Origin of the sequence: Streptomyces djakartensis (assembly GCF_014651075.1) — a bacterium.
Classification (GTDB): domain Bacteria; phylum Actinomycetota; class Actinomycetes; order Streptomycetales; family Streptomycetaceae; genus Streptomyces; species Streptomyces djakartensis.
On the sequence record NZ_BMWE01000008.1, the window covers coordinates 234,034 to 259,420 of the forward strand.

General features: G+C 72.3%; 20 protein-coding genes and 1 pseudogene. 12 read left to right on the forward strand and 9 right to left on the reverse strand.

The annotated features are described in order from the left end of the window. Positions 1–10: 10 nt before the first annotated feature. Entirely contained in the window at positions 11–505 is a 495-nt protein-coding gene (locus IE212_RS16210) for an SUKH-3 domain-containing protein (protein ID WP_190198539.1), read from the reverse strand. A gap of 94 nt (positions 506–599) precedes the next feature. After that, positions 600–1,130 (reverse strand): YwqJ-related putative deaminase, encoded by a 531-nt coding sequence (locus IE212_RS16215; RefSeq protein ID WP_190198540.1) that lies wholly within the window; start codon positions 1,128–1,130, stop codon positions 600–602. Positions 1,131–1,480: 350 nt separating this feature from the next. Here IE212_RS16215 and IE212_RS16220 point away from each other — a divergent pair, with 350 nt between their 5' ends. The 3 genes from IE212_RS16220 (at position 1,481) to IE212_RS16230 (ending at position 6,701) form a co-directional block, all read left to right on the forward strand. Continuing rightward, on the forward strand, positions 1,481–2,515 hold the full coding sequence (locus IE212_RS16220) for an SMI1/KNR4 family protein (RefSeq protein ID WP_190198541.1): 1,035 nt from the start codon (positions 1,481–1,483) through the stop codon (positions 2,513–2,515). An 8-nt stretch (positions 2,516–2,523) separates the two neighbouring features. Further along, positions 2,524–5,613: an SUKH-4 family immunity protein gene (locus tag IE212_RS16225; RefSeq protein WP_190198542.1), complete on the forward strand. Its 3,090-nt coding sequence runs from the start codon at positions 2,524–2,526 to the stop codon at positions 5,611–5,613. A gap of 203 nt (positions 5,614–5,816) precedes the next feature. Further along, entirely contained in the window at positions 5,817–6,701 is an 885-nt protein-coding gene (locus IE212_RS16230) for a coiled-coil domain-containing protein (RefSeq protein WP_190198543.1), read from the forward strand. 99 nt (positions 6,702–6,800) lie between these two features. Here the strand turns inward: IE212_RS16230 and IE212_RS16235 are convergent, their stop codons facing one another. From IE212_RS16235 to IE212_RS16245, 3 genes are all read right to left on the reverse strand, one after another. Continuing rightward, positions 6,801–8,414, reverse strand: coding sequence for a sodium/solute symporter (locus IE212_RS16235; protein WP_190198544.1), 1,614 nt, complete (start codon positions 8,412–8,414; stop codon positions 6,801–6,803). After that, a complete protein-coding gene (locus IE212_RS16240; protein ID WP_190198545.1) occupies positions 8,411–8,845 on the reverse strand; it encodes a DUF485 domain-containing protein in 435 nt (144 codons plus the stop codon). Before IE212_RS16240 ends, IE212_RS16235 begins: the two co-directional genes overlap by 4 nt. A 268-nt stretch (positions 8,846–9,113) precedes the next feature. Then, a complete protein-coding gene (locus IE212_RS16245) occupies positions 9,114–9,608 on the reverse strand; it encodes a GNAT family N-acetyltransferase (protein ID WP_190198546.1) in 495 nt (164 codons plus the stop codon). A 500-nt stretch (positions 9,609–10,108) separates the two neighbouring features. On the opposite strand from IE212_RS16245, the gene IE212_RS16250 reads away from it, so the two are divergent. The 3 genes from IE212_RS16250 (at position 10,109) to mfd (ending at position 17,260) form a co-directional block, all read left to right on the forward strand. Beyond that, positions 10,109–10,897 (forward strand): ABC transporter ATP-binding protein, encoded by a 789-nt coding sequence (locus tag IE212_RS16250; protein ID WP_190198547.1) that lies wholly within the window; start codon positions 10,109–10,111, stop codon positions 10,895–10,897. Continuing rightward, complete coding sequence (locus tag IE212_RS16255) at positions 10,894–13,473, forward strand: ABC transporter permease (RefSeq protein ID WP_190198548.1); 2,580 nt, start codon at positions 10,894–10,896, stop codon at positions 13,471–13,473. The genes IE212_RS16250 and IE212_RS16255 overlap by 4 nt, the downstream gene beginning before the upstream one ends. A gap of 229 nt (positions 13,474–13,702) precedes the next feature. After that, entirely contained in the window at positions 13,703–17,260 is a 3,558-nt protein-coding gene (gene mfd / locus IE212_RS16260) for a transcription-repair coupling factor (protein ID WP_190198549.1), read from the forward strand. Positions 17,261–17,345: 85 nt separating this feature from the next. On the opposite strand, the gene IE212_RS16265 is transcribed toward mfd, so the two are convergent. The 3 genes from IE212_RS16265 to IE212_RS16275 form a co-directional block, all read right to left on the reverse strand. Then, positions 17,346–17,735 (reverse strand): MerR family transcriptional regulator, encoded by a 390-nt coding sequence (locus IE212_RS16265; RefSeq protein WP_190198656.1) that lies wholly within the window; start codon positions 17,733–17,735, stop codon positions 17,346–17,348. A 26-nt stretch (positions 17,736–17,761) separates the two neighbouring features. Further along, complete coding sequence (locus IE212_RS16270) at positions 17,762–18,523, reverse strand: SDR family NAD(P)-dependent oxidoreductase (protein WP_190198550.1); 762 nt, start codon at positions 18,521–18,523, stop codon at positions 17,762–17,764. A 152-nt stretch (positions 18,524–18,675) separates the two neighbouring features. Next, positions 18,676–19,278, reverse strand: coding sequence for a TetR/AcrR family transcriptional regulator (locus IE212_RS16275; protein WP_190198551.1), 603 nt, complete (start codon positions 19,276–19,278; stop codon positions 18,676–18,678). A gap of 119 nt (positions 19,279–19,397) precedes the next feature. Here IE212_RS16275 and IE212_RS16280 point away from each other — a divergent pair, with 119 nt between their 5' ends. Beyond that, entirely contained in the window at positions 19,398–20,315 is a 918-nt protein-coding gene (locus tag IE212_RS16280) for an SCO6745 family protein (protein ID WP_190198552.1), read from the forward strand. 37 nt (positions 20,316–20,352) lie between these two features. On the opposite strand, the gene IE212_RS16285 is transcribed toward IE212_RS16280, so the two are convergent. Continuing rightward, complete coding sequence (locus tag IE212_RS16285) at positions 20,353–20,538, reverse strand: Rv0909 family putative TA system antitoxin (protein ID WP_190198553.1); 186 nt, start codon at positions 20,536–20,538, stop codon at positions 20,353–20,355. Positions 20,539–20,698: 160 nt separating this feature from the next. On the opposite strand from IE212_RS16285, the gene IE212_RS16290 reads away from it, so the two are divergent. The 5 genes and pseudogenes from IE212_RS16290 to IE212_RS16310 all read left to right on the forward strand — a co-directional run bounded on the left by IE212_RS16290 (position 20,699) and on the right by IE212_RS16310 (position 25,384). Continuing rightward, positions 20,699–21,472, forward strand: a complete 774-nt coding sequence (locus IE212_RS16290) for an HNH endonuclease family protein (RefSeq protein WP_373301395.1) — start codon at positions 20,699–20,701, stop codon at positions 21,470–21,472. A 61-nt stretch (positions 21,473–21,533) separates the two neighbouring features. After that, positions 21,534–22,275 (forward strand): annotated as a pseudogene (locus IE212_RS16295) (N-acetyltransferase). A gap of 206 nt (positions 22,276–22,481) precedes the next feature. Further along, positions 22,482–23,063: a hypothetical protein gene (locus tag IE212_RS16300; protein ID WP_190198554.1), complete on the forward strand. Its 582-nt coding sequence runs from the start codon at positions 22,482–22,484 to the stop codon at positions 23,061–23,063. A 38-nt stretch (positions 23,064–23,101) separates the two neighbouring features. Then, a complete protein-coding gene (locus IE212_RS16305) occupies positions 23,102–24,598 on the forward strand; it encodes a serine/threonine-protein kinase (RefSeq protein WP_268250706.1) in 1,497 nt (498 codons plus the stop codon). Between the two features lie 138 nt (positions 24,599–24,736). Then, positions 24,737–25,384, forward strand: coding sequence for a SurA N-terminal domain-containing protein (locus IE212_RS16310; protein ID WP_190198556.1), 648 nt, complete (start codon positions 24,737–24,739; stop codon positions 25,382–25,384). Positions 25,385–25,387: the final 3 nt, after the last annotated feature.

Genomic DNA, 25,387 nt, shown 5'->3' on the forward strand with positions numbered 1-25,387 from the left:
CCTTGCCGGGTCAGCCGGTGGTCAGGCGGGTCGGTTCGGTGCCGGCGATGAGGGTGGAGAGGGCCTGGTCGATGTCGGGTCCGAGGTACCAGTCGCCGGTGTGGTCGAGGGCGTAGACGCGGCCGTCGGTGTCGATGGCGAGGAGGGCCTGGCTGTCGGTTTCGGCGCCGAGGGGGCTGACCTGGGTGGCGAGGGCGCGGCCGAGGTCGCCGAGGGTGCGGGCCATGTGGAGGCCGTGCAGTGGGTCGAGGTGGAAGGTGGCGGGGGCGACCTGGCGGCCGGGGCCGGTGGGGGTGATGTGGAGTCCGCCGAATTCGGCCCAGGCTTCGACGGCGGCGGGGAAGACGCTGTGGCGGTGGCCGGCGGGTGAGGTGTGGTCGCGCAGGGCGTCGGCCCAGATTTCGGCTTGCTTTATGTCCCAGCGTCCGGGTTGCCAGCCGGCGGCGCGCAGGGCGGCGTCGACGGGGACGGCGAAGCGGGTGGAGGAGGTGCGGTCGGGGTGCATCTGCCCTTCGTCTCGTCGAGGTGGTGTCGCGGTCGTGCGGTGGTGTGGGGTGTGCGTCGCGTGGTGGGTGCTGGGTGTTGTGGGGGTGGTGGGGTCAGTCGTTGCGGTCCGCTGGGTCGACTACGCGGACGCCGAAGTGGGCGCTGAGGGCGGTGCAGGCGCGGCAGGGGGTGGCGAAGCTGCCGTGGAGGGGGTCGCCGTCCTCGCGGATGCGGCGGGCGGTGAGTTTGGCCTGTTTGAGGGCTTTGCGGGCTTCGCCGTTGGTCATGGGTTTGCGGGCGGCGCGTTTGCTGCGGGCGGCGTCGGCGGCGGCGATGTGGCGTGAGATGAGGATGGTTTCGGCGCAGCGGCCGGTGTAGCGGTCGCGTTGGGCGCTGGTGAGGGTGTCCAGGAAGTCCTGGACGAGGGGGTGCAGGGCGGGGGGTGTGTCGCCGCGGGCGGCGGTGCCGGTGAGGGTGGTGCCGCGGACGGAGAGGGCGGCGGCGATGGTGGGGAGGATGCCGTCGCGGCGGTGGTGGAGGGTGGGGGTGTGGGCCGTTTCGGTGGTGCTCCAGCCGATGCGGGGGTCGCCGCTTCGTGGGTCGGCGGGCCTGCCGATGTGAGGTCCGGTCTGCGTCGCGTTCATGATCGTCTTCCCCTCCGTGCATCCCCCCGGGGATCACAGACTGCCAAATGGCGTGGCTGCTGCGGAAGCTGGGGCGGGGCGACACGCCCGTTCCGGGGTGTGCCGTCACGGTGGGGTGACGCCTGGTCACGGAAGCGGAGGGGGCGTCGGCCGGTGCCGGTGACCGGTGTCGTCGTACCGCATAGGCTGTCGGCACCGCGGGCGATGCGGTGATCCGTTCGGGGTTCGATGCAGTGAACCGGAGGGTGATCCGTGGGGGTCGCGGGACAGCAGACGTGACAGTCGATACGGGTCGTAGTGCGCCGAGTGGTCGGTACGGGTCGTACAGAGTGCCGCAGGGGGCAACCGCCATGACGACAGGTCGGCTCGGGCTGGGGGCTCCTCCCGGCCGCCAGGCCGGGGGACAAGCCGCGCCGCCGAACGCGGCCTATGCCGGGCAGGTCGTGCATTTCCCGGATCCGGTGCGGGCGGCCCGTCACCCGAGGGGGGTGCGGGTCGATGGTCGTGGTTACCCCGACTTCTCGCCTTACGCGCGTGCGGCCGCGGAGATCGCGGAGCCGCCGGAGGGCTTCGGTGTCGACGAGTTGCGGCTGACGGACTACGTCTCGGCGAATTCGGCGCTGGCGGCGTCGGGGCATGAGCTGTGGGACACGGTGCCGGCGGTGGCGACGCCGCATGGCTGGACGTGGCATCACGTGGTGGGGACGCGGCGGTTGGAGCTGGTTCCGGTCGAGGTGAAGGCGTTGCTGCGGCATCACGGTGGTGTGGCCACGTCGGGGGTGGATCACGGTAAGCGTGGCACGCGGCCGTTGCAGGAGACGCGTCCGGCGCACTTCGGGTTGCCGAAGTCAGGTGTGGCGGTGACGGAGTCTCAGGTGCAGGGGGTCGAGGAGGACCTCGGTTACCGGTTGCCGGGTGCGTACCGGTCGTTTCTGAAGGCGGCGGGGGGTTGTGCGCCGGTGGGTGCCGCGCTGGACGCGGAGCTGGGGCTGCTGGTCGATCAGCCGTTCTTCACGGTGCGGGACGAGGCGGCCGTGAACGACCTGGTGTACGTGAACAAGTGTCTGCGTGACCATCTGACGAAGGATTACCTGGGGATCGGTTTCGTCCAGGGCGGGTTGCTGGCCGTGAAGGTGAAGGGTGATCGGGTCGGGTCGGTGTGGTTCTGCGCGTACGACGACGCGCGGGATGTGGATCCCTCGTTGCCGCCGGCGGAGCGGGTGGAGCGGTTGCTGCTGCCGTGCGGGGACGACTTCGATGTGTTCCTGTCGCGGTTGGCCGGTAATCCGCCGGAGTTGGAGACGGTGGCGAATCTGATGGTGGACGGCGGGTTCGCGCGTGTGGTGCCGGTGGGTGCGGTGTCGTCCTCGGCTGTGGGGGAGTGACGTCGGCGATGGTGACCTTCGCGCAGGCGCAGGAGCGGGCGGAAGAGTGGGTCAACGGGGATCTGCCGTCGTATCAGCATCGTGAGGTGCGGGTGCGGGAGTTCGAGCTCGGGTTCGTGGTGTGGGCCGAGGACCGTGCGGGCGGGCCGCGTTCGGACGGGGGCGCGCAGCGGCTGGTGATCGCGCGTGACAGCGGCGAGGCGACGTTGTGGCCCGGGTTGCCGGTGGGTGAGGTGATCCGCCGGTACGAGGAGGAGTACGGCCGTCCGGACGTGGTGGAGGAGCCGGGGCCGGTGCCTGCGGCGCGGGTGGATCTGAACCAGACGTCGTTCCTGCTGACTCCGCCGGAGTGGTTGCAGGACGCGGCGGACAGGATGGGGGTTCCGGATCGGCGGGGCGGTGGTGCCGGGGCCGCCGCTGAGTCTGATGGTGGTTCGGCCGGGGATTCCGTTTCGGGGAGCGGTGCGTCGTGGCCGGCTGCCGCGGGGAGTGACTCGCGGGCGGACGGCGGCGGTGGGGAGGAGACGCCGGGCGTGCCTGCCGGGGCGACGCCCTGGGCCGGTACGGACACCAACGCGGATGCCGGTGACGACCGTTCCGTGCCGTTGCCCGCGACGGTGTTCGCGCCGCCGTTGGGTGAGGCCGACGATGGCACGCCGGCGCCGGCGGCGACGCCCGGCGCCGAGACGGCGCTGATGCCGGGGGGCAGCGGGCTTCCGCCGACGGCGGTCTCGCCGGCGATCGAGGATCCGGACGAGCAGGGGGGTGTGCCGGGCGGTGCGGGTGCCGCTGGTGCGCCGGGGGACGCCGTCCCGATGCCGGGCGCGGTGCCGACGGCCTCTGGTGGGCCGGGTTACGGCTGTCCGCCGGGGCCGGGTGCCGCCCCGGGTGGGCCGGGGACGCCGCCTGGTGGTGTGCCGGGGGTGCCGCCGGGTTCTGCGCCGGGGGTGCCGTCTGGTGTGCCGGAGGCGCCGCATGGTGGGGTGCCGGGTGCTGTGCCTGGGGCTCCGCCCGGTGGTGTGCCGGAGGCGCCGCATGGTGGGGTGCCTGGGGCTCCGCCCGGTGGTGTGCAGGGGGCGTTGCCGGGTGCTGCGCCTGGGACACCGCCCGGTGGTGTGCCTGGGTCCACGGCTGGGGCTCAGCCCGGTGGTGTGTCCGGGGGCGGTACGCCTTCGTCTGCGCCGGGTGGGCAGCCGTACGGTTATCCGCAGGCCGGGCCGGGGGGTATGCCCGGGCGCGCGCCGAACGCCGGGGACATCGCCGACGCGGCGACCAGCAAGGCGGCTCCGCCGCCGGGTCGGCGGGGTGCGGCTGCGGCCATGCCGCCTCCGCCGGGTGCTCCGGGGACGCCGGGTGTGCGACCGGGCAGCCCGCCTCCGCCGTCGGGGTCCGGGGCGCCGGGTACCCCCGCGGGTGGTTACGAGCCCACGCAGCTCGTGTCGGCGCTGGGGCCGGAGGGGCCTGTGGGCCCGGGCGGAGCCGGGCCGGGCGGAGCCGGTGGTCCCGGTGGTGTCGGGGCTCCCGGTGCCGCTGGGGACTCCTCGGGCTCGGGAAGCGCGCGAGGCACGGGTATGCCGATGCCCCCTCAGCAGCCGCCCGCCCGTCCGGGTGTGCCGATGCCTCCTCAGCAGCCGCCGGGCCCCCCTGCCGCGTCGCAGCCTCCGGGTGCTCCGCCGGCGCAGGGTGCTGCGCACGCGCCGGGCGCGCCCGGCGTCACACCCCCCGGCGGTGTCCACCACGCGGGCACGATGTTCGCCGGCTCCGGTCGGCCGGGTGCGGGCGCACCTCCGCCTCCGGGGCCTCCGGGTGCACCTGGTGCGTCCAGGTCTCAGGGTGCTCCGCACCCGCCCGCTGCCGCTCCCGGGGTGCCCGGCGGTGGTGCGGGGCCGGTGCATCACGCGGAGACCGTGCTGTCCACGCCCCCGGTGGGCGGCCCGGGCGTGCCTCCGCCGCCGCAGGCCCCGGGCGTCCCCGGCGCGCCCCTGCCGGGTGCACATGGGGGGCCTCCGCCGATGCCGCCCGGTGCGGTGCCGGGTGCGGTGCCGCCCGGTGCGATGCCGCCGCCCGGTCAGCCCGCCCCTGGGCGGCCGCCGGCGTACGGCTATCCGCAGCAGCCCGCCGGGCAGCCGACGGTCGGTCCCGGCTACCAGGCCGTGCTGCGCTACCGCGCGCAGGACGGTTCCGAGCAGCAGCTGATCCGGCGTTCGGCGCCGGGTACGCCGCACCCGGAGTGGCAGATCTTCCACGAGCTGCGGGCCATGAACGTGCCTCCGGACCAGGTGCTGGAGCTGCACACCGAGCTGGAGTCGTGCGAGCTGCCGGGCGCGTACTGCGCGCGGATGATCCGGGAGCAGTGGCCGCAGGCGCGGATCACGTCCATCGCGCCGTACGGCACGGACCACGCGAGCCGGCAGCAGGGCATGCGGCAACTACTGGCCCATCAGGGCGAGTTGCACCAGGTGGCGGACGGCCCGGCGCGTCCGGCCCCGGTGCGGGCGCCGTTGCCGCCGGTGCAGGCGGTGCCGCCGATTCCGCCGGAGGGCGTCGCCCAGGAGATGGGCGCCGCGTTCGGGCCGGGAGTGTTCCGGTTCGAGCAGGCCGCCGTGTCCCGGCAGGGCGTGCCGCCGGTGGTGGCGCACACGCTGGTGGTGGCCGGTCTGCCGGTGGACATGGGGCCCTTCTTCTGGGCGCAGGCCCAGCCGGGGCGGCCGGTTCCGACGCTGGCGGAGCTGGCGGCCGAGCGCGGTGTGCAGCCGGCCCCGGACGCGGGTTCGTACCTGGTCATGGGCAGTGACTTCGGCAAGGCGGTCTGTGTGCAGTACGGCACGGCCAACATCGTCGCCGTGCCGGTGGAGGCGGGGCCGGGCGGAGCGCCGGTACCGCCGCAGTTCGTGAACACGGGGCTGCCGGAGTTCGCGCGCTGTCTGGCGCTGCTCGGCCGGATGTGGCGCTTGCGGTTCGGGCTGAACCAGGAGCAGGCGGGTCGTTGGACCGTCGACTTCCAGGCGCAGTTGGCCGCGCTGGATCCGGCGGCGCTGGGGTCGCCGGAGAGCTGGTGGTCGGTGCTGCTGGAGCAGATGTGGGACGGGCTGCTGTGACGCGCCGCCGCTGACGTGTCCCGGGGAGCCGGGTTCGGTCGCTCGTATGCGACCGGGCCCGGCTTCTTCGTGCGCGGCCACCGCACCGTGACCCCGGTGCGGAGTGTCGCGTTATGAACACTTCCGCCCGATCCACCAAGATGTACGAAATCATCCCGTTTCGTACTCGACTTCGCGTCGGTGTGGTGGAGAGGGGCCCCAGGATGAGCAGCGCATCGGAGTCTCCGCACGGCTTCGTGGCCGTGCGGGGACGCGGCTACCGTCCCCAGCAGGTCGACGAGTACGTCGGGTCCCTGTCGGCCGGGCGTGACGCGGCCTGGGAGCGGGCTGCCCGGCTGACGGTGCTCGCCCGGCAGATGGACGCGGAGCTGGAGCGGCTGCGGGAGGTCGTGGCCGGCCTGGCGCCACAGACGTACGAGTCGCTCGGCGAGCGGGCGCGGCGACTCTTCGAACTCGGCCAGGAGGAGGCCGAGGCGGTACGGGAGAGGGCGCGACAGGAGGCCTGGCAGCGGGTGAACGAGGCGCGGGAGTCCGCTGCCGGCGTGTGCGAGTCCGCGCAGGCGCAGGCCGACGCCGTACGCGCCGATGCCGACGAGCGCGCCCGGCAGCTGCTCCTCGCGGCGCGCGCCGAGGCCGACGAGATCCTGCTCTCGGCCCGGAGCGAGGTGAAGGCGCAGCGGAGCGAGGCGCTGGGCGCGCTGCGGGAGATGCGGCTGCGCACCTCCGGGATGCTGACCGAGCGGGACAAGGAGCACGCCGAGCGGTGGGCCGAGGTGGAGCAGCAGGAGGCCGCCCGGGCGGCGGAACTGGACGCGCGGCACGCGGAGGCGGAGGCGCGCGCCGAGCGGGCACTGTCCGAGGCGCAGCAGGCCCTCACCGACGCGGAGGTCTCGGCCCGTGACCGGCAGGAGGAGGCGCGGGCACGGGCCGCAGAGCTGGTCGCTGAGGCCCGGGGGCGTGCGGAGTCCGTCGGACTGGAGACCGAACGCCTGCTCCGCGAGCACGCCCGGCAGGCTGACGACGTACGGGCGCACATCGACCGCATCCACGCCAGTCTGACCTTGTGGGCGGGGCAGGCGGCGGAGTGACGTGCGGTGTGCGGCGAGGCGCCGTCAGGGCGGCGGCACGCGTGCCTTGCCGCCGCCCTGACGCGGGCGGACTCGTGGGCGTCGCCGGCCGGGGAGCCGTCAGCGGTTCTTGCGTACCGCCCCGGCGAGGATCCAGCCCTCCACCGCCTCGTACTGGCGGCGCTGTTCCTCCGACTTGCGGCGGCCGGAGGCGAGCGTGCCCAGCCAGCCGCAGGCGAAGCCCAGGGGGATGGAGACCAGGCCCGTGGTGGTGAACGGGAACCAGTTGAAGTCGGCCTCGGGGAACGCCGACACGGGCGAGCCGGAGACCAGGTTGGTGCCCGGCATCAGCAGCAGGACGGCCAGCGAGCCGCCGATGAGGGTGCTCAGCAGGCCGGTCCGGGTGTAGCGGCGCCAGAAGAGGCTGTAGACCAGCGCGGGCGCGATGGCCGAGGCGCCCAGGCAGAACGACAGTGTCACCAGGGGCTGCAGGCTGCGGTGCTGGACCTGGGTGGCCAGGAGGATCGCCGGGGTGCCCACCGCCAGCGCCGAGAGCCGGGCCAGCGTCATCTCCCGGCGCGCGGACATCTCCTGCACCCGGGCCGCGAACACGTCGTGCGCGAGGGAGTTGGCGCAGGCGAGGATCATCCCGGCGACGGAGGCGAGCAGCGTGAGGAAGACGGCCGTGGTGACCGTCGTGAACAGGAAGGTCTCCGCCGCCGACACGTCCGCGCCGAACGCCGCCTTCGAACCGAGCAGATAGGCCGTGTTGCCCCGCGGGTCGACCTGGGCGATCACCGCTCGCCCGACCAGGGCCGTCGCGCCGAAGCCGACGACCGTGATGACGAGGACGAACAGGGCCACGCCGGACACCGCCCAGGACATCGAACGCCGTACCTGCCGGGCGCTGGAGGCGGTGTACATGCGCATGGTGACGTGCGGCAGGACGCCGCCGCCGAGGACCACCGTCAGCTGCGCGGTGATCATGTCCAGCTCGGGGCTGGGCCCGCCCGCGAACTGCAGGCCCGAGGAGAGGAACGCCGAGCCCACGCCGCTGTTGCCGGCGGCCGCGTCGAACAGGGCCCCCGGGTCCCAGTCGAACCGGTTGAGGATCAGCACGGCGACCACGATGCCGGAGCCGAGCAGCATCACCATCTTGAGGATCTGGATGAGGGCGGTGCCCTTCATGCCGCCGATCGCCGCGTAACTGATCATCAGCGCGCCCACGCCGATGATGCAGCCGGTCTGCAGCGACTCGCCGGAGAAGCCGAGGATGAACGCCATCAGCTGCCCGGTGCCCGCCAGCTGCACCAGCATCAGCGGCACCAGCGCCGCCAGGGTCACCGCGCAGGCCGCGATGCGGGCGCCGCGTCCCGGCATCCGGCGGGTGAGGGCGTCGCCCATGGTGAACCGGCCGGCGTTGCGCAGCGGTTCGGCCAGCAGGAACATCAGCAGCATCAGCGACAGGGCCGTACTCAGGGCCAGGACGGTCCCGTCGTAGCCGAACAGGGCGATCACGCCGCCGGTGCCGAGGACGGTCGCGGCGGAGATGTAGTCACCGGCGATCGCCAGGCCGTTGCGCATGGGGGACAGGGAGCCGTAGCCGGTGTAGAACTCGTCGAGGTCGTCCCGGTCCGGGCCGGTCATCACGCACAGCAGCAGCGTGATCGTGGCGACGGCGGAGAAGCCGACCAGGGACATCGCCTGGGCGTTGCCGCTGAACTCGGTGGTCACCGTGTTCCCTCCCGCTTGGCGTCCAGTTCGGCCTGCTTGCGTATCCGGTCCGCGACGGGGTCGACGTGGCGGCGGGCCGTGTGCTCGTACAGGGCGATCGCCAGCCAGGTGACGGGGACCTGGAGGAGCGCGAGCAGCAGGCCGGTGGGCAGGCCGTCGGTGACGGTGCTCGTCATGAACGACGGGGCGTACGCCGAGAGGATGAGGAACAGGACGAAGTAGCCGAGCGCCGTGAGCGTGGCCACGCGACGCTGCCAGCGGTAGGCGCTGCGCAGCACCCGCAGGTCGCTGTGGTGCCCGAGCGCGGCATGGCGCTGGGGACGCCTCCCGGCCGGTTCGGGCTCCTGCTGCGGCGCCCAGGGATAGGCGTCGTAGGAGGGGGAGGAATCGCGAGGTGGGTAGGGGTAGGGCGGCGGCGGGTCGTAGGACATCCCGGTGCTCCTTGCGCGGGCGGGTTCCGGTGCGGCGGACCGCAGGGAGGTGGGGAGGGCGGCCACGCACGTTACTTCGGAGTCCGGTGCCGCGCGAGGGTTTCGCCAAACTGGTTGGTCGGTATGCGCTTACCTTTTCGGTCGCGCGCTTCCGGTCGCGGCCTGTCGCGGGTCTTCTGCGAACTCGGCGCCGCTGCGCCCGGCGAGTTCGCCGGTGCCGCCCTGCGCATCGTGCGCACGGCCTGGTTCGAGCGAGAGCGGTGAAAGCTCAGGCGGTCAGGGAGTCGCGCACGAACCGGAGCCCGGGCCGCCCGGCCACCGTAGTGTCGCCTACACAGGTGAAGCCGTTGCGGCCCAGGACGGTCATGGAAGCCCGGTTGTCCGCGGTCGTGACCGCCGTGAGGGCGGTGAGTCCGTAGTCGCCGGCGGCCAGTCGGCACACCTGCGCGACGGCCGCCGTCGCCACGCCCCGGCCCGCCGCCTGTTCGCCCACGCGGTAGCCGACTTCGGCGCAGCCGTCCGCCACGTCCACCAGGTTGACCCGGCCGACGATGCCGCCCTCCTCGTCCAGCACGAGATGGAAGTGGCACACGCCCGCCTGCTGCTCGGCCAGGAGCGCCTGGTGGCGTTCGGCGAACCCGGGCCCGGTGAAGTACTCGTCGCCACGGTCCGGGATCGACCGTGCGAAGTACGCCCGGTTCTCCCACTCGAACGCCAGCAGCGCCTGCGCGTGATCGGCCCGGAGTCTTTCCAAGGTCACCATGGCCGGAGGATACGTACGGTCAGCCCTGGAGTGCCGGAATTTCCGCGGCGCGGGGAACGGCAGTGCCGGGAGCGCCGCCGCTTTCTGCCCCTTGCACCTAACTGCCGCCCGGCAGATCCCACTTGACCCTGACGCCACGGCAGGGTGGACCCTGAACGGGCCGTCGGGTGGAGGGAACCCTGAGGCCGTCTCCACCCATCGGTGGACTGCCCCTAGGGGTACCTCCGCACTACGACCTGGGGAGGGTTCGTACCGCCGGAGGACGAGACGCGGCGGGGGTCGTCCTTAACCTGGCCTTACGCCGCCGGGGGGCGGTTGTGCACACCGGCGGGGGTGGGGTTTTCCACAGGAAAAGACTGCGCTGCGCACCAGGGCGCGGGGCCCCTCCCCGCCGGAAGACTGAAACGCGTCGGACGAGTTCCGTCATCCGGCTTCACGAACAGCGGCTGTCGACAGGGCGGCCGTCCGCACCATCTGCCGACCGATATAGGAGATATACCGTGACATCGGCTGTAACCATTCCCAGGCACGGGGGTACTGGAGGGCGTACGGCCGTTGCCGCGCGGGCGCGGCAGGTCGTGAAGGCGTACGGGGCCGGCGAGACCCGCGTCGTCGCCCTCGATCACGTCGACGTGGACATCGCACGCGGCCAGTTCACCGCGATCATGGGCCCCTCGGGGTCGGGCAAGTCCACACTCATGCACTGCCTGGCCGGACTCGACACCGTCACCGAGGGGCAGATCTACCTCGACGAGACCGAGATCACCGGCCTGAAGGACAAGAAGCTCACGCAACTGCGCCGGGACCGCATCGGGTTCATCTTCCAGGCGTTCAACCTGCTGCCCACGCTGAACGCCCTGGAGAACATCACGCTGCCCATGGACATCGCGGGCCGGAGGCCCGACAAGCAGTGGCTGGAGCGGGTCGTGGAGACCGTCGGGCTCGCCGAGCGGCTGAAGCACCGGCCCACCCAGCTGTCCGGCGGCCAGCAGCAGCGCGTCGCCGTGGCGCGGGCCCTGGCGGCCCGACCCGAGATCATCTTCGGGGACGAGCCGACCGGGAACCTCGACTCCCGCGCGGGCGCCGAAGTTCTCGGCTTCCTGCGCCGGTCCGTCGACGAACTGGGCCAGACCATCGTCATGGTCACGCACGACCCGGTCGCCGCCTCCTACGCGGACCGTGTGCTGTACCTCGCCGACGGCCGCATCGTCGACGAGATGTACAAGCCGACGGCCGAGGCGGTCCTGGACCGCATGAAGGACTTCGACGCCCGGGGGCGTACGTCATGACCGTCCTGAAGACCTCGATGCGCAACTTCTTCGCGCACAAGGGACGCATGGCGCTCTCCGCGATCGCCGTCCTGCTGTCGGTGGCCTTCGTCTGCGGGACGCTCGTCTTCACGGACACCATGTCGACCACGTTCGACAAGCTCTTCGCGGCCACCTCCTCGGACGTCACGGTGAGCGCCAAGGGCGCCTCCGACACCGGTGAGACGACCGCCGACAACGGCAAGCCGCCGGTCATGCCGGCCTCCGTGCTCGGCGAGGTCCGCAGGACGCAGGGCGTAAAGTCCGCCGAGGGCGCGGTGTTCTCCAGCTCGGTGACGGTCGTCGACGCCGACAAGGACAACCTGTCGCCGTCCAGCGGCGCGCCGACCATCGTCGGCGGCTGGAACGCCAACGAGGCCCGCACCATGGAGATCACCTCTGGTGCGGCTCCCCGGAGCGCCGACCAGATCATGGTCGACGCCGACACCGCCGACAAGCACGATCTGAGGCTCGGCGACGAGATCGGCGTCATCAGCGCGGTCGGCACCCACACCGCGAAGATCTCCGGCATCGTCGACTTCACCGTCACCAACCCCGGTGCCGCGATCTTCTACCTGAACACCAAGACCGCCCAGCAGGCCCTGGTCGGCGAGACCGGCGTCTACACCAACGTCAACGTCACCGCGGCCGCCGGCGTCAGCGACGCACAGCTGAAGAAGAACGTCACCGCCGAACTCGGCGGCGGCTACAAGGTGCAGACGGCCAAGGAGACCGCCGACGCCAACCAGAAGGGTGTCGCCGACTTCATGAACGTCATGAAGTACGCGATGCTCGGCTTCGCCGGGATCGCCTTCCTCGTCGGCATCTTCCTGATCATCAACACCTTCTCCATGCTGGTCGCCCAGCGCACCAGGGAGATCGGCCTGATGCGGGCCATCGGCTCCTCCCGCAAGCAGGTCAACCGCTCGGTGCTCGCCGAGGCGCTGCTGCTCGGCCTCGTCGGATCGGTGCTCGGTGTGGGCGCCGGCGTCGGCCTCGCGATCGGCCTCATGAAGCTCATGGGCCAGATGGGCATGGAACTGTCCACCGACGACCTGACCGTGGCCTGGACGACCCCGGTGGTCGGCCTCGTCCTCGGCGTGGTCGTCACCGTGCTCGCCGCCTACCTGCCAGCCCGGCGCGCCGGCAAGATCTCCCCGATGGCCGCCCTGCGCGACGCGGGCGCCCCCGCCGACGCCAAGTCCGGCTGGATACGCGCGGCGATCGGCACCGTCCTCACCGGCGCCGGCGGCTACGGCCTGTACCTGGCGGCGGCGGCCGACAAGGCCAAGGAGGGCTCGCTGTGGCTCGGCCTCGGCGTGGTGCTTTCGCTCATCGGCTTCGTGGTCATCGGCCCGCTGCTCGCCGGCGGTGTGGTCCGGGTCCTCGGCGCCGTCCTGCTGCGGATGTTCGGTCCCGTGGGCCGCATGGCCGAGCGCAACGCCCTGCGCAACCCGCGGCGCACCGGCGCGACCGGCGCCGCGCTGATGATCGGCCTCGCCCTTGTGGCGTGCCTGTCCGTGGTCGGCTCCTCCATGGTGGCGTCCGCCACCGAACAGCTCGACAAGACCGTCGGCACGGACTTCATCATCCAGAACGACCGCGGCCAGCTGATCACGCCCAAGGCGGTCGAGGCCGCGAAGGCGGCGCCGGACGTGGAGCGGGTCACCGAGTACAAGTGGACCAAGGCCGACTTCACCACCCCGGACGGCGAGACGCTCAAGGACACGGCGATCACGGCGGCGGACCCGTCGTACGCGACCGACCTGCGCACCGAGACGGTCGCCGGGAAGCTCCCCGACGCCTACCGGCCCGACTCGATGTCCGTGCACGAGAAGTTCGCGAAGGACCACGGCATCAGCCTCGGCTCCAAGGTCAAGGTCGCCTTCCGGGACGGCCGTGCGGCCGACCTGACGGTCCGGGCGATCACCAGCAGTGACGTGGTGATCGACGCGGGCGCGATGTACACGTCCATCGACACGATGGCCAAGTACGTCCCGGCCGACAAGATGCCGCTGGACACGCTGCTCTTCGCCAGCGCCGAGGACGGGCGGCAGGACGCCGCCTACAAGTCCCTGAAGTCGGCGCTGCACGACTACCCGCAGTACGAGGTGCGCGACCAGACCGACTACAAGGAGGCACTGAAGGACCAGATCGGCCAGCTGCTCAACATGATCTACGGCCTGCTGGCCCTGGCGATCATCGTGGCCGTCCTCGGCGTGGTGAACACCCTGGCCCTGTCGGTGGTGGAACGCACCCGGGAGATCGGCCTGATGCGGGCGATCGGCCTCTCCCGCCGCCAGCTGCGCCGCATGATCCGCATGGAGTCCGTCGTCATCGCCCTCTTCGGCGCCCTGCTGGGCCTCGGACTCGGCATGGGCTGGGGCGCCACCGCGCAGCAGCTGCTCGCCCTGGAGGGCCTGGGGGTCCTGGAGATCCCCTGGCCGACCATCATCGGCGTCTTCATCGGCTCGGCCTTCGTGGGGCTGTTCGCGGCACTGGTCCCGGCGTTCCGGGCGGGCCGGATGAACGTCCTGAACGCGATCGCGACGGAGTAGCCGGTCAGACCGAGAACCTCCGCATACGGGGGTTGCGGGGAACCCGGCGCCGGGAAGTCCTGGACTTCCCGGCGCCGGGTGCTGTGCGGACCGAGCGCCCGGGCTCACACCGGGGGCGTTGTCCACAGCCCCACCGGCCGGCCGCGCGGAGTCGTACGCTGGAGAACCCCGGCCCGCGGCGCGCGTCGGGCCAGTCGTGTTGCCCACCCCTGGACGGAAAAAGCCCCCCATGAGCCTGCACGGTCTGCTCGACGCCGTAGTCAAGGACACCGCCCTCGCCGAAGCGATCAGCGCGGCCGCGGACGGCACCCGCATGCACGTCGACCTGGTCGGCCCCCCTGCGGCCCGCCCCTTCGCGGTCGCCGCCCTGGCCCGCGACACGGGCCGCCCCGTGCTCGCGGTGACGGCGACCGGCCGGGAGGCGGAGGACCTGGCCGCGGCCCTGCGCTCCCTCCTCCCACCGGAGACGGTCGTGGAGTACCCGTCGTGGGAGACGCTCCCGCACGAGCGGCTCAGCCCCCGCAGCGACACCGTCGGCCGCCGCCTGGCCGTGCTGCGCCGCCTGGCCCACCCCCGCCCCGACGACCCCGAGACCGGGCCCGTCTCCGTCGTGGTGGCGCCCGTACGGTCCGTGCTCCAGCCGCAGGTCAAGGGCCTCGGCGACCTGGAGCCGGTCTCCCTGAGGACGGGGCAGAGCGCCGACCTGGGCGAGATCGTCGAGGCCCTCGCGGCCGCCGCGTACGCGCGCGTGGAGCTCGTGGAGAAGCGCGGCGAGTTCGCCGTCCGCGGCGGCATCCTCGACGTGTTCCCGCCCACCGAGGAACACCCCCTGCGCATCGAGTTCTGGGGCGACGACGTCGAGGAGATCCGCTACTTCAAGGTCGCCGACCAGCGCTCCCTGGAAGTCGCCGAGCACGGCCTGTGGGCTCCGCCGTGCCGCGAACTGCTGCTCACCGACGACGTCCGCTACCGCGCGCGTGCCCTGGCCGAGGACCACCCCGAGCTGGGCGAACTCCTCGGCAAGATCGCCGAGGGGATCGCCGTCGAGGGCATGGAGTCCCTCGCGCCCGTCCTGGTCGACGACATGGAGCTGCTGCTCGACGTGCTGCCCAAGGGCGCCATGGCCGTCGTCTGCGACCCGGAGCGGGTCCGTACGCGCGCCTCGGACCTCGTGGCCACCTCGCAGGAGTTCCTCCAGGCGTCCTGGGCGGCGACCGCGGGCGGCGGCGAGGCTCCCATCGACGTCGGCGCGGCCTCCCTGTGGTCCATCGCGGACGTCCGGGACCGGGCCCGCGAGCTGGACATGATGTGGTGGTCGGTGTCGCCGTTCGCCGCGGACGAGGAGCTCACGGAGAAATATGCCGCTGACGCGGCGGGCGAGACTCTCAAGCTCGGCATGCACGCCCCGGAGACCTATCGCGGGGACACCGCCAAGGCGCTCGCCGACACCAAGGGCTGGCTCGCCGACGGCTGGCGCGCGGTGTTCGTCACCGAGGGGCACGGCCCGGCGGCCCGTACGGTCGAGGTGCTGGGCGGCGAGGGCGTCGCGGCCCGCCTCGACGCGGACCTGGCCGAGATCTCCCCGTCGGTCGTGCACGTGGCGTGCGGCTCGATCGAGCACGGATTCGTCGACCCGGCCCTCAGACTCGCCGTCCTGACCGAGACCGACCTGTCCGGTCAGAGGGCCGCGGGCCGCGACGGCGCCCGGATGCCGGCCCGCCGCCGCAAGACCATCGACCCGCTCACCCTGGAGGCGGGCGACTACATCGTCCACGAGCAGCACGGCGTGGGCCGCTACATCGAGATGGTGCAGCGCACCGTGCAGGGCGCGACCCGCGAGTACCTGGTCGTCGAGTACGCGCCCGCCAAGCGCGGCCAGCCCGGCGACCGCCTCTACATCCCCACCGACCAGCTGGAGCAGATCACCAAGTACGTCGGCGGCGAGGCCCCCACCCTGCACCGCCTGGGCGGTGCCGACTGGACGAAGACGAAGGCCCGCGCGAAGAAGGCCGTCAAGGAGATCGCCGCCGACCTCATCAAGCTGTACAGCGCGCGCATGGCGGCGCCCGGGCACGCGTTCGGGGCGGACACCCCGTGGCAGCGCGAACTGGAGGACGCCTTCCCCTACGCGGAGACGCCCGACCAGCTCACCACCATCGCCGAGGTCAAGGAGGACATGGAGAAGACGGTCCCCATGGACCGCCTGATCTGCGGCGACGTCGGCTACGGGAAGACCGAGATCGCGGTCCGCGCCGCCTTCAAGGCCGTCCAGGACGGCAAGCAGGTCGCCGTCCTGGTGCCCACGACCCTGCTGGTGCAGCAGCACTTCGGGACGTTCAGCGAGCGGTACGCGCAGTTCCCGGTGAACGTGAAGGCACTGTCCCGCTTCCAGACCGAGACCGAGGCGAAGGCGGTCCTGGAGGGTCTGCGAGAGGGCTCGGTGGACATCGTCATCGGCACGCACCGGCTGTTCTCGTCCGAGACCAAGTTCAAGGACCTGGGCCTGGTCATCGTCGACGAGGAGCAGCGCTTCGGCGTCGAGCACAAGGAGCAGCTGAAGAAGCTCCGGGCCAACGTCGACGTGCTGACCATGTCGGCCACGCCCATCCCGCGCACCCTGGAGATGGCGGTCACCGGCATCCGCGAGATGTCGACGATCACCACCCCGCCGGAGGAGCGGCACCCGGTGCTGACCTTCGTCGGCCCCTACGAGGAGAAGCAGATCGGCGCGGCCATCCGCCGTGAACTGCTGCGCGAGGGCCAGGTCTTCTACATCCACAACCGGGTCGAGTCCATCGACCGGGCGGCGGCCAGGCTGCGTGAGATCGTCCCCGAGGCGCGCATCGCCACCGCGCACGGGCAGATGTCGGAGTCGGCGCTGGAGCAGGTCGTCGTCGACTTCTGGGAGAAGAAGTTCGACGTGCTGGTCTCCACGACCATCGTGGAGTCCGGCATCGACATCTCCAACGCGAACACCCTCATCGTGGAGCGCGGCGACACCTTCGGCCTGTCCCAGCTGCACCAGCTGCGCGGCCGGGTCGGCCGTGGCCGCGAGCGGGGCTACGCCTACTTCCTGTACCCGCCGGAGAAGCCGCTGACGGAGACCGCGCACGAGCGTCTGGCCACGATCGCCCAGCACACGGAGATGGGCGCGGGCATGTACGTGGCGATGAAGGACCTGGAGATCCGCGGCGCGGGCAACCTGCTCGGCGGCGAGCAGTCCGGTCACATCGCGGGCGTCGGCTTCGACCTGTACGTGCGGATGGTCGGCGAGGCCGTCGCCGACTACCGGCGCCAGCTGGAGACCGGCGAGATCGAGGAGGAGCCGCCGCTCGAGGTCAAGATCGAGCTCCCGGTCGACGCGCACGTCCCGCACGACTACGCGCCGGGTGAGCGGCTCAGGCTCCAGGCGTACCGGGCGATCGCCTCCGCCAACACCGAGGAGGACGTCAAGGCCGTACGCGAGGAACTCGTCGACCGCTACGGCAAGCTGCCCGAGCCGGTGGAGAACCTGCTGCTCGTCGCAGGTCTGCGGATGCTCGCCCGTGCGTGCGGCGTCGGCGAGATCGTCCTGCAGGGAACCAACATCCGGTTCGCGCCGGTGGAGTTGCGCGAGTCGCAGGAGCTGCGGGTCAAGCGCCTCTACCCGGGGGTCGTCATCAAGCCGGCGGTGCACCAGGTGCTGGTACCGCGCCCGAAGACCGCGAAGGTGGGCGGGAAGCCGCTGGTCGGACGGGAGTTGCTGGCGTGGGTCGGGGAGTTCCTGACGTCGGTGCTGGGGTCCTGATCCGCGAGTCCTGACGGGGCCTGCCCGGCCCCGTCAGGCCGCGGCCCCGTCAAGCGTTAATCGGGCCTGGCCTCTTGTGGCGCCGTCAGGCCGCCGGCCGTTCGCGACCGCGACGACGCGGCACCCCGCCGCCGGCCTCGCGCAGGGCCGCCGCCAGCCGGTCGCGGACCGCGACCTGCGCGGCGATGCGCGCCTCCAGCACCGCGAGGCGGTCAGCCGCCACCCTGAGCGCCTTTTCGGAGGCGGGCGCCGCCATGACATCGCCGTCCAGACACGGCAGGAACACCCGTACGTCGTCGAGTGTCAGACCCACGTCGAGCAGGTGCCGGACGTTGCGGACGCGGACGGCTGTACCGGCGTCGTACAAGCGGTAGCCGTTCGCGGCGCGCACGGAGGTGATGAGCCCGGCCTGTTCGTAGTGGCGCAGGGCGCGCGGTGTCGTACCGGTGGCCTCGGCGAGTTCACCGATCCGCATACGGGGTTCTGCCATGAGCGTCAGTCTCATGCGACCACCGCGCCACCGTCCACCGGCAGGACCACGCCGGTGACGAACGAGGCGTGCTGCGAGGCGAGTTGAGTGATCGCCCAGGCGACTTCCCCGGGGGTTCCGACACGGCCGAGCGGGGTGTGCCGGAGCTGCCACGCTCGGATCGCCTCCTGGTGCTCGGGGGTGTGTCCCGCGTGCTCGCCGATGGGCGTGTCGATCGCGCCCGGCGCCACGGCGGCGACCCGGATGCCCAGCGGGGCGAGCTCCACCGCCCAACTGCGCGTGAGCACCTCCAGGGCCGCCTTCCCGGCCGCGTACAGGGAGTTGCCCGGCCAGCCGCGCTGCCCCACGGACGTCGTCACGTTCACTATCACGCCGCGGCTGTTCTCGAGAGCGGGGAGCGCGGACTGGACGAGCAGCACGGGAGCGAGGAGGTTCGTCGCGAGCAGTGGTTCGACGGCGGTATGCGTGTACGTGCGCAGGGACTGGGTGCTCACGATGCCGGCGTTGTTGACGAGCACGTCGATCCGTCCGTACCGGTCGAGTGCCGCACGGACGATCGTCTCGGGGCCATCGGCGGCCGTGACGTCGGCGACGAGCGGGCTGATGCGGGACGGGTCGTGGACAGCGGTCTCGACGAGGGGCGCTTCGCGCCGGCCCACCGCCACGACGTGTGCGCCCTCGTCGGCGAACGCGCGGGCGGTGGCACGGCCTATGCCGGTACCGGCACCGGTGACGAGCACGGTGCGCGGGGTCTTCGGATACGGGGGTGTCATACGGGGATCGTCGGACTCTGACGCCGGTGTCAAGGTCAAGCGCACACCACACGGGGCCGGCGCCGAGGGGTTGCTCGGGGCCGGGTGGAGCCCCGGGCCCGGGCACGGCGGCTGCTCGGTGCGGGTACATCACACGGGCTCCCGCACGCCGGCTACTCGGCGTGGCGGAACAGCATCCCCGCCAGCTCGCGGAACACCTCCTCCGGATCACGTTCGCCCACCGGACCGTCCAGGTTGTGGCCGAGCAGCAGCGTGGCGAAGCCGTGGGCCAGGGCCCATGCGGCCACACCGGCGAGGCGGGCATCGGTGCCCCGCCCGCCCGGCGGCACGGCGGCGACGGCCTCGCGCAGGGCGTCACCGGCGAGGGCGCGGGCGGTGGTCAGTTCCAGATCGCCGGTGCGCAGCAGCTCGGGGGCGAACATCACCTGGAAGTGCGCCGGATGGTCACGCGCGAACCGTACGTAGCGCACGCCCGCCTCCTTGAGGCCCGTCGCCTCCCTGAGCGTGGTGGCGAGCAGCCCGAAACCCTCGGCGGCGATCGCCGTGAGCAGCCCGGCCCGGTCCTTGAAGTGGTGGGCGGGCGCGGCGTGCGAGACGCCTGCCCGCCGGGCCAGGCCGCGCAGACTCAGCGCGGACGGGCCGTCCGCCGCGATGACGTCGAGGGCGGCGCCGAGGATGGCACGGCGCAGGTCGCCGTGGTGGTACGGGCGGTCCGGCGAGTTCTGCTCGTTAGCTGAGGCCTTGCTGGAGGTCATGGTCAGGAGCGTACGCCGAATCTAGACATTGACAAGTTGGGGGCGGCCGCTGCAATCTTGTCAGTGACAAGTTTTGCAGGGGTCGGCCGCGGTGGCCTGGGTGTGAGTGGAGGTACGTCATGTCGGAACGGGTCGGCGAAACCGGTGCAGGCGCCGTGGTGCAGGGCGGCGGAGGCGTAGAGCCTGCGCGCGCGCGGCAGATGTGGCACCTGCTGGAGCCCCTGCATGCGGTGCTGTACTACGCGCCGGAGGCTTTCGAGGAGGCGGCCGCTCTCGGGTACGACACGCGGGAGCGCTGGCCGAGCTACTTCCCGTACCGCGCCGCGCCGTTGGGGGAGGCCGACCCCGAGCGGGTGGCCTCGGCCTTCTACAGTTTCAGCCCTCGCATGGTCGCCGAGCACGCCGGACCGGCCTGGCGGATCGCGAGCCCGGACGCGGTGCTGGAGGCGAGAGAGCGGGCGGTCGACCGGGCCTACCGCGCCCTGCTCGGTGACCGGGTGGACAGTCCTGAAATGGCGGAGGCCGCAGCGCTCGCCCGGCGCGCGGCGGAGGCCGCGGAACCGGCCGGCCGTCCGCTCGCCGCGGCCAACGCCGCACTCGACTGGCCGCAGGCCCCGCATGTGCAGTTGTGGCACGCGGCGACGATCCTGCGCGAGCATCGCGGCGACGGCCATCTCGCCGCTCTGCTCACGGCTGGCCTCGATCCCGTGGAGTCGCTGGTCTCCTTCGCCGCGATAGGCGCGGCCTCGGTGGAACGCTTCGAGAGCCGTGGCTGGAGCGCGGACGAATGGGCGGCCGCACGCGACCGCCTTGCGGCCAGGGGTCTGGTCGACGCGGGCGGCAAGGCCACGGAGGCAGGCCGTGAACTGCGCCATCGCGTGGAGTGGAACACCGACCGACTGGCCGCCGGACCCTGGCAGTCGCTCGGATCCGACGGCGTCGAACGCCTTGCCGGACTCCTGGGGGACTTCTGGGTCGCGGTCCTGGCGTCAGGCCTGCTGCCCTCGGAGACGACGTTGGGCATAGACAAGGTGTGAACTGGCCGGATGCCGCACAGAGACTGAGGGAGAGCCCTTAGTGGCGCTCGGGCCGGTCGCGGTCGCGGTCCATGCCGAGTGAGCCCTCGATTCGCTGCTGCCCGGCGTCGATCTGGTCCTCGTAACGGTCGCCGGTCTTCTCGTTCATCCTCTGTTCCGCGGTGTCCGAGCCCTTCTTGGCCTTGTGCCGCCCCTGGCTCTTGAACTTGTCGAAGATGCCCATGCGGAGCTCCCTCCAGACGTGATTCACGACCGACGATACGCGTGGCATGTGGAGAATGCCCTTTTGGGTCCGCTGTGGTCTGAACCTCTCCCTCGCTACGGTGGGACCAGGCACAGGCCGCCCGCCCGGGGCGGAACAGCGAGCAGGGGAGGGGCGCACGGTGGCGCGTCTGAGGGGCGGGGCGGCAGTGGCCGCCGCGATGGTGGTCGCCGGTTCGGCACTGACCGGCTGCGAGGGCCTGGTCCCGCCCGCGGACGGCGGGCCCTCCGGCTCCGGTGTCCCGGCCGGCGGCGACGGCCGGGCCGTGAGCCCGCTGGACAACCCGGACGGCACGAAGCCGGGCCTGGCGGCGATCACGTCCTCGGCGGACAAGGCCCGGGCGCGGGCGGTCATCGAGAAGGTCGCGACGAAGGGGCGCGGCCCGCGGACGGGTTACGAGCGCGACGAGTTCGGCTACGCCTGGATGGACTCGGCGCCGGCTGACGTGCCCTTCGCCCGCAACGGGTGCGACTCGCGCAACGACCTGCTGAAGCGCGACGGAGAGGACCTGCGCTTCCGGTCGGGCTCGGACTGCGTCGTCATGTCGATGACGCTGCACGACCCGTACACCGGGAAGGACATCGAGTGGACCAAGTCCCGGGCGACGAAGGTCCAGATAGACCACGTCATGCCGCTGTCGTACGACTGGCAGATGGGCGCCTCGCGCTGGACGAAGGACAAGCGGGAGGCCATCGCCAACGATCCGCTCAACCTCGTCCCGGTGGACGGGCCGACCAACAGCGCCAAGGGTGACTCCGGGCCCGCGGCCTGGCTGCCCCCGAACAAGCTGATCCGCTGCTCCTACTCGGTGCGCTTCGCCCAGGTGTCGCTGAAGTACGACCTCCCGGTCACGGCGGCCGACAAGCGGATGATGCTGACGCAGTGCGGCGGTTGAGCGGAACCCGGCACCCCGGAATTCGGTTCCGGCACTGCGCCTTCGCGCCTACCGTGGCCCCATGCAGCCGAAGATCTCGTGTCTCGCCGACCGCCCCGACATGCTGGAGCGGGTCGTCGGGATGGCGGACAGCTGGCCGGAGTTCGTGACCCAGGACCTCGTGGGCGCCTCGCACTTCCCGCGGATCGCCGCCGAACTCCCGGAGTACGTCCTGTTCGCCGAGGACGAGCGGGGCGAGATCGTCGCGAACGCCTTCAGTGTGCCCTTCGCGCTCGCCGCCGAGGGCCGCGGCCGGCTTCCCGCGAACGGCTGGGACACGGTCCTCGTCTGGGCGTTCTCCGACCTGCGCCGCGGTGTCCGCCCCGACACCGTCAGCGCGATCTCGGTCTCCGTCGTCCCGCGGGCCCAGGGACGCGGCCTGTCGGGTGATGCTCTCGGCCATGCGCGACAACGCCCGGGCCCGCGGCTTCCGCGAGGTCGTCGCCCCGGTGCGTCCCAACGCCAAGCACCTGGAACCGCGGACCCCGATGGAGGAGTACGCCCGCCGCGTCCGCCCCGACGGGCTGCCCCAGGACCCGTGGCTGCGGGTCCACGCCCGGGCCGGCGCCACCATCGACTCCGTGGCACCGGCGTCCATGACGGTGGCCGCCGCACTGGACGACTGGCGCCGCTGGACGGGCCTTCCCTTCGACACCTCGGGCGACATCGAGGTGCCCGGCGGCCTGGTGCCGGTGCGCTGCGAGGCGGAGCGCGGGTACGCGGTGTACGTCGAGCCCAACGTGTGGATGCGCCATCCGCTGTAGGCGCCGCCGAGGGGGCCCGCCGGCCTCGTGAGGCCTCCCCCTTTCCGCTCCTGGCACACGCGAAGTGATCAGCACGACAACGGTCACCCAACGGTTCGGTACAACCCGTGACCGGTTGTCCGTGTCGGGCTATACGCTCGGATTCCCAACCGGGCTCTGTCACTCGCACGTCCCCTTCCATCGGCTACACCGGTCCAGGAGCAGTCATGTACGGCCACGGCGCGGCGCCGCCCTCCCGCAGCGCGGCAACGGTCATCTCCCTGCGCGTGCTGTTCGCCGCAGCCGGTTTCCTCACGTGCGGCCTGCTGGCCTGCGTACCGCTGTTCCGGGTCGCCTTCCTGCGCGGCAGGGCGCTCGACTGGGCGGCGGCCTGGGTGAGCCTGCCGGTGTCCATCGCCTGCTTCGCGGTGGTCGGCGCACTGCCGGAGGAGGACTACCGGACGGACATCGCGGTGGGGTCGATCATGCTGCTCGGCCTGGGCTCGGCCATCTACTTCCTGATCGTCGACATCGGCCACCACAGCACGCCACGGCAGTTGACCGGTTACGCGCCGCCCCATGTGTCGACCGTGCCCAACCAGCTGCCGCCGTACGGCTGTCCGCCCGCCGCGGCGCCCTACGCCCCCACCTCGACGCCCGTCCCGCAACCGCCCCCTCAGCCGCCTCAGCACCCCGCGCCGGCCCGCATCGACCAGGTACGCGCCGAACTCGACGAGCTCAGCGACTACCTGCGCCGGCACCAGGGCAGGCCGGACGGCACCCCCGGTGACGCCGAGGGCGGCAGGTGAGCGCGGCGGCAGGACGGGTCGTCGCCGGCCGTTACGAACTGTCCACGCTCCTCGGCCAGGGCGGCATGGGACAGGTCTGGGCGGCGTACGACCAGCGGCTCGACCGGCGCGTGGCGGTGAAGCTGCTGCGCCCCGACAAGGTGGCCGGACAGGACGCGGACGAACTGCGCCGGCGCTTCGTGCGCGAGTGCCGGGTGACCGCGCAGGTCGACCATCCCGGTCTGGTCACGGTGCACGACGCGGGAAGTGAGGGCGAGGAGCTGTTCCTCGTCATGCAGTACGTCGACGGCGCCGACCTCGCCGACCACCTGGCCGAGCACACCCCGTACCCCTGGCCATGGGCGGTCGCGGTCGCCGCGCAGCTGTGCGCCGTGCTGAGCGCCGTGCACGCCGTGCCGATCGTCCACCGCGACCTCAAGCCGCGCAACGTCATGGTGAAGCAGGACGGCACGGTCACCGTTCTCGACCTGGGCGTCGCCTCCGTCATGGACGCCGACACCACCCGTCTCACGCACACCGGCACCCCCATCGGCTCGCCCGCCTACATGGCCCCCGAGCAGGCCATGGGCGGCGCGGTCGGCCCGTACACCGACCTGTACGCGCTCGGTGTGCTCCTGCACGAACTCCTCAGCGGCGACGTGCCGTTCTCCGGGTCCACGGCACTCGGCGTCCTGCACCGGCACCTGTACGAACCGCCGCTGCCGGTACGCCGCGCCCGCGCCGAGGTCCCCGAGGCCCTGGAAGCCCTCGTGCTGCGCCTGCTCGCCAAGGATCCGCAGCACCGGCCCGCCTCCGCGCAGGAGGTGTACGAGCACCTGGAACCGCTCCTGCCCGCGCGTGGCACGCCCACCGGAGCGCCCCTCGACCCCACCCGCCCGTTCCTGCGCCCGCACGCCCCCTGGCCGGATCGCGCGCGCACCCCGGCACCGCAGCCCGCGCCCGCCGCGTCCGCCACCGAGACCGCGGGGAACACGGACATAGCCCGCGCCGTCGACGAGGTGAAAAGGCTCCTCGGAGAGGGCCGCGTCACCCAGGCCGTCGACATCCTCGGCGCGATCCTGCCCGCCGCGGCCGAACAGCACGGCGAGCACTCCCCGGTCGTGCGCACCCTGCGCAAGCAGTACGCGGCCACGCTCCTGGACGACGGCCAGTACCGGCGCGCCCTGCCCGAGCTGCGCCGTCTCGCCGACGAACGCGCCGCCGAGGCCGGCCAGGCCGACCCGCAGTCCCTGCGGTTCCGCTACGAGGCCGCACAGTGCCTGGAACAGCTGGGCGAACCGGCCGCGGCGCTCGCCGAGTACCGGGCGGTGCTGCCGTACTACGAGAACCAGTACGTCGCCGCCGGTGGCCCGGAGCTGGCGCACGACGTCCGCCGCCGCATCGGCCATCTCCTGCTCGCCCTCGGCGACCGCGGCGCCGCGCACGACACCCTGGCCCGGCTGCTGCACGACGTGGAGCGCACCCACGGCCCCGGTCATCCGCTCGGCGCGGAGATCCACCGGACCCTCCAGTGGCTGGGGCAGGTCCGGGGCTGACGACCGCGCCGGGGCGCGGCGGTGCCGGAAGTCCTGGTGAATCGTTGGTCGAATGGGTTGGCCAGAGCTTGCCCACTGCCTACCATCGATCACCGCAAGACCTTGTGCACCGTCGCACAATCTCCTCGGGAGGCTTCCTTGCACCGCCGCCGTCGCACCGCGCTCGTCCTCACCGCCGCGATCGCCGCCGCGGCGCCCCTGCTCACCGCCTGCGGAAACGACGCCCATCCCGGCGCGGCCGCCGTGGTCGGCGGGCAGCGGATCACCGTCTCCCAGCTGGAGGAGCGGGTCGACGAGGTACGCGCGGCCCAGCGGGCGGCCGTGCGCGACGACGCCCAGTACCAGCAGGTCATCGCCCGGACCGGCACCCTCAGCCGCGACACCCTGCACACCATGGTCCTCGACCGGGTGCTGCACCGTGCCGCCGAGAACGCCGGTGTGACCGTCAGCCGCAGGGAGGTCCAGGAGATGCGGTCCGGCCTGGAGGAGCAGGCCGGTGGCGCCAAGGCGCTGGAGACGACCTGGCTGCAGCAGTACGGCGTCCCGCCGCAGCGCCTCGAGGAGAACCTCCGCCTCCAGCTTCAGGCCCAGAAGCTCGCCGGGAAACTCGGCACCGACACCAGCCGCCCCGAGTTCTGGAAGGCCCTGTCCGACGCCTCCAAGGACCTGAACGTCGACCTCAACCCGCGCTACGGCACCTGGGACGTCCAGAAGAGCAGCCGCGCCGACGCGAAGACGCCGTGGGTGCGGGACGTCACGGCGGCTCAGGCACAGCAGCGCATGTAGCGG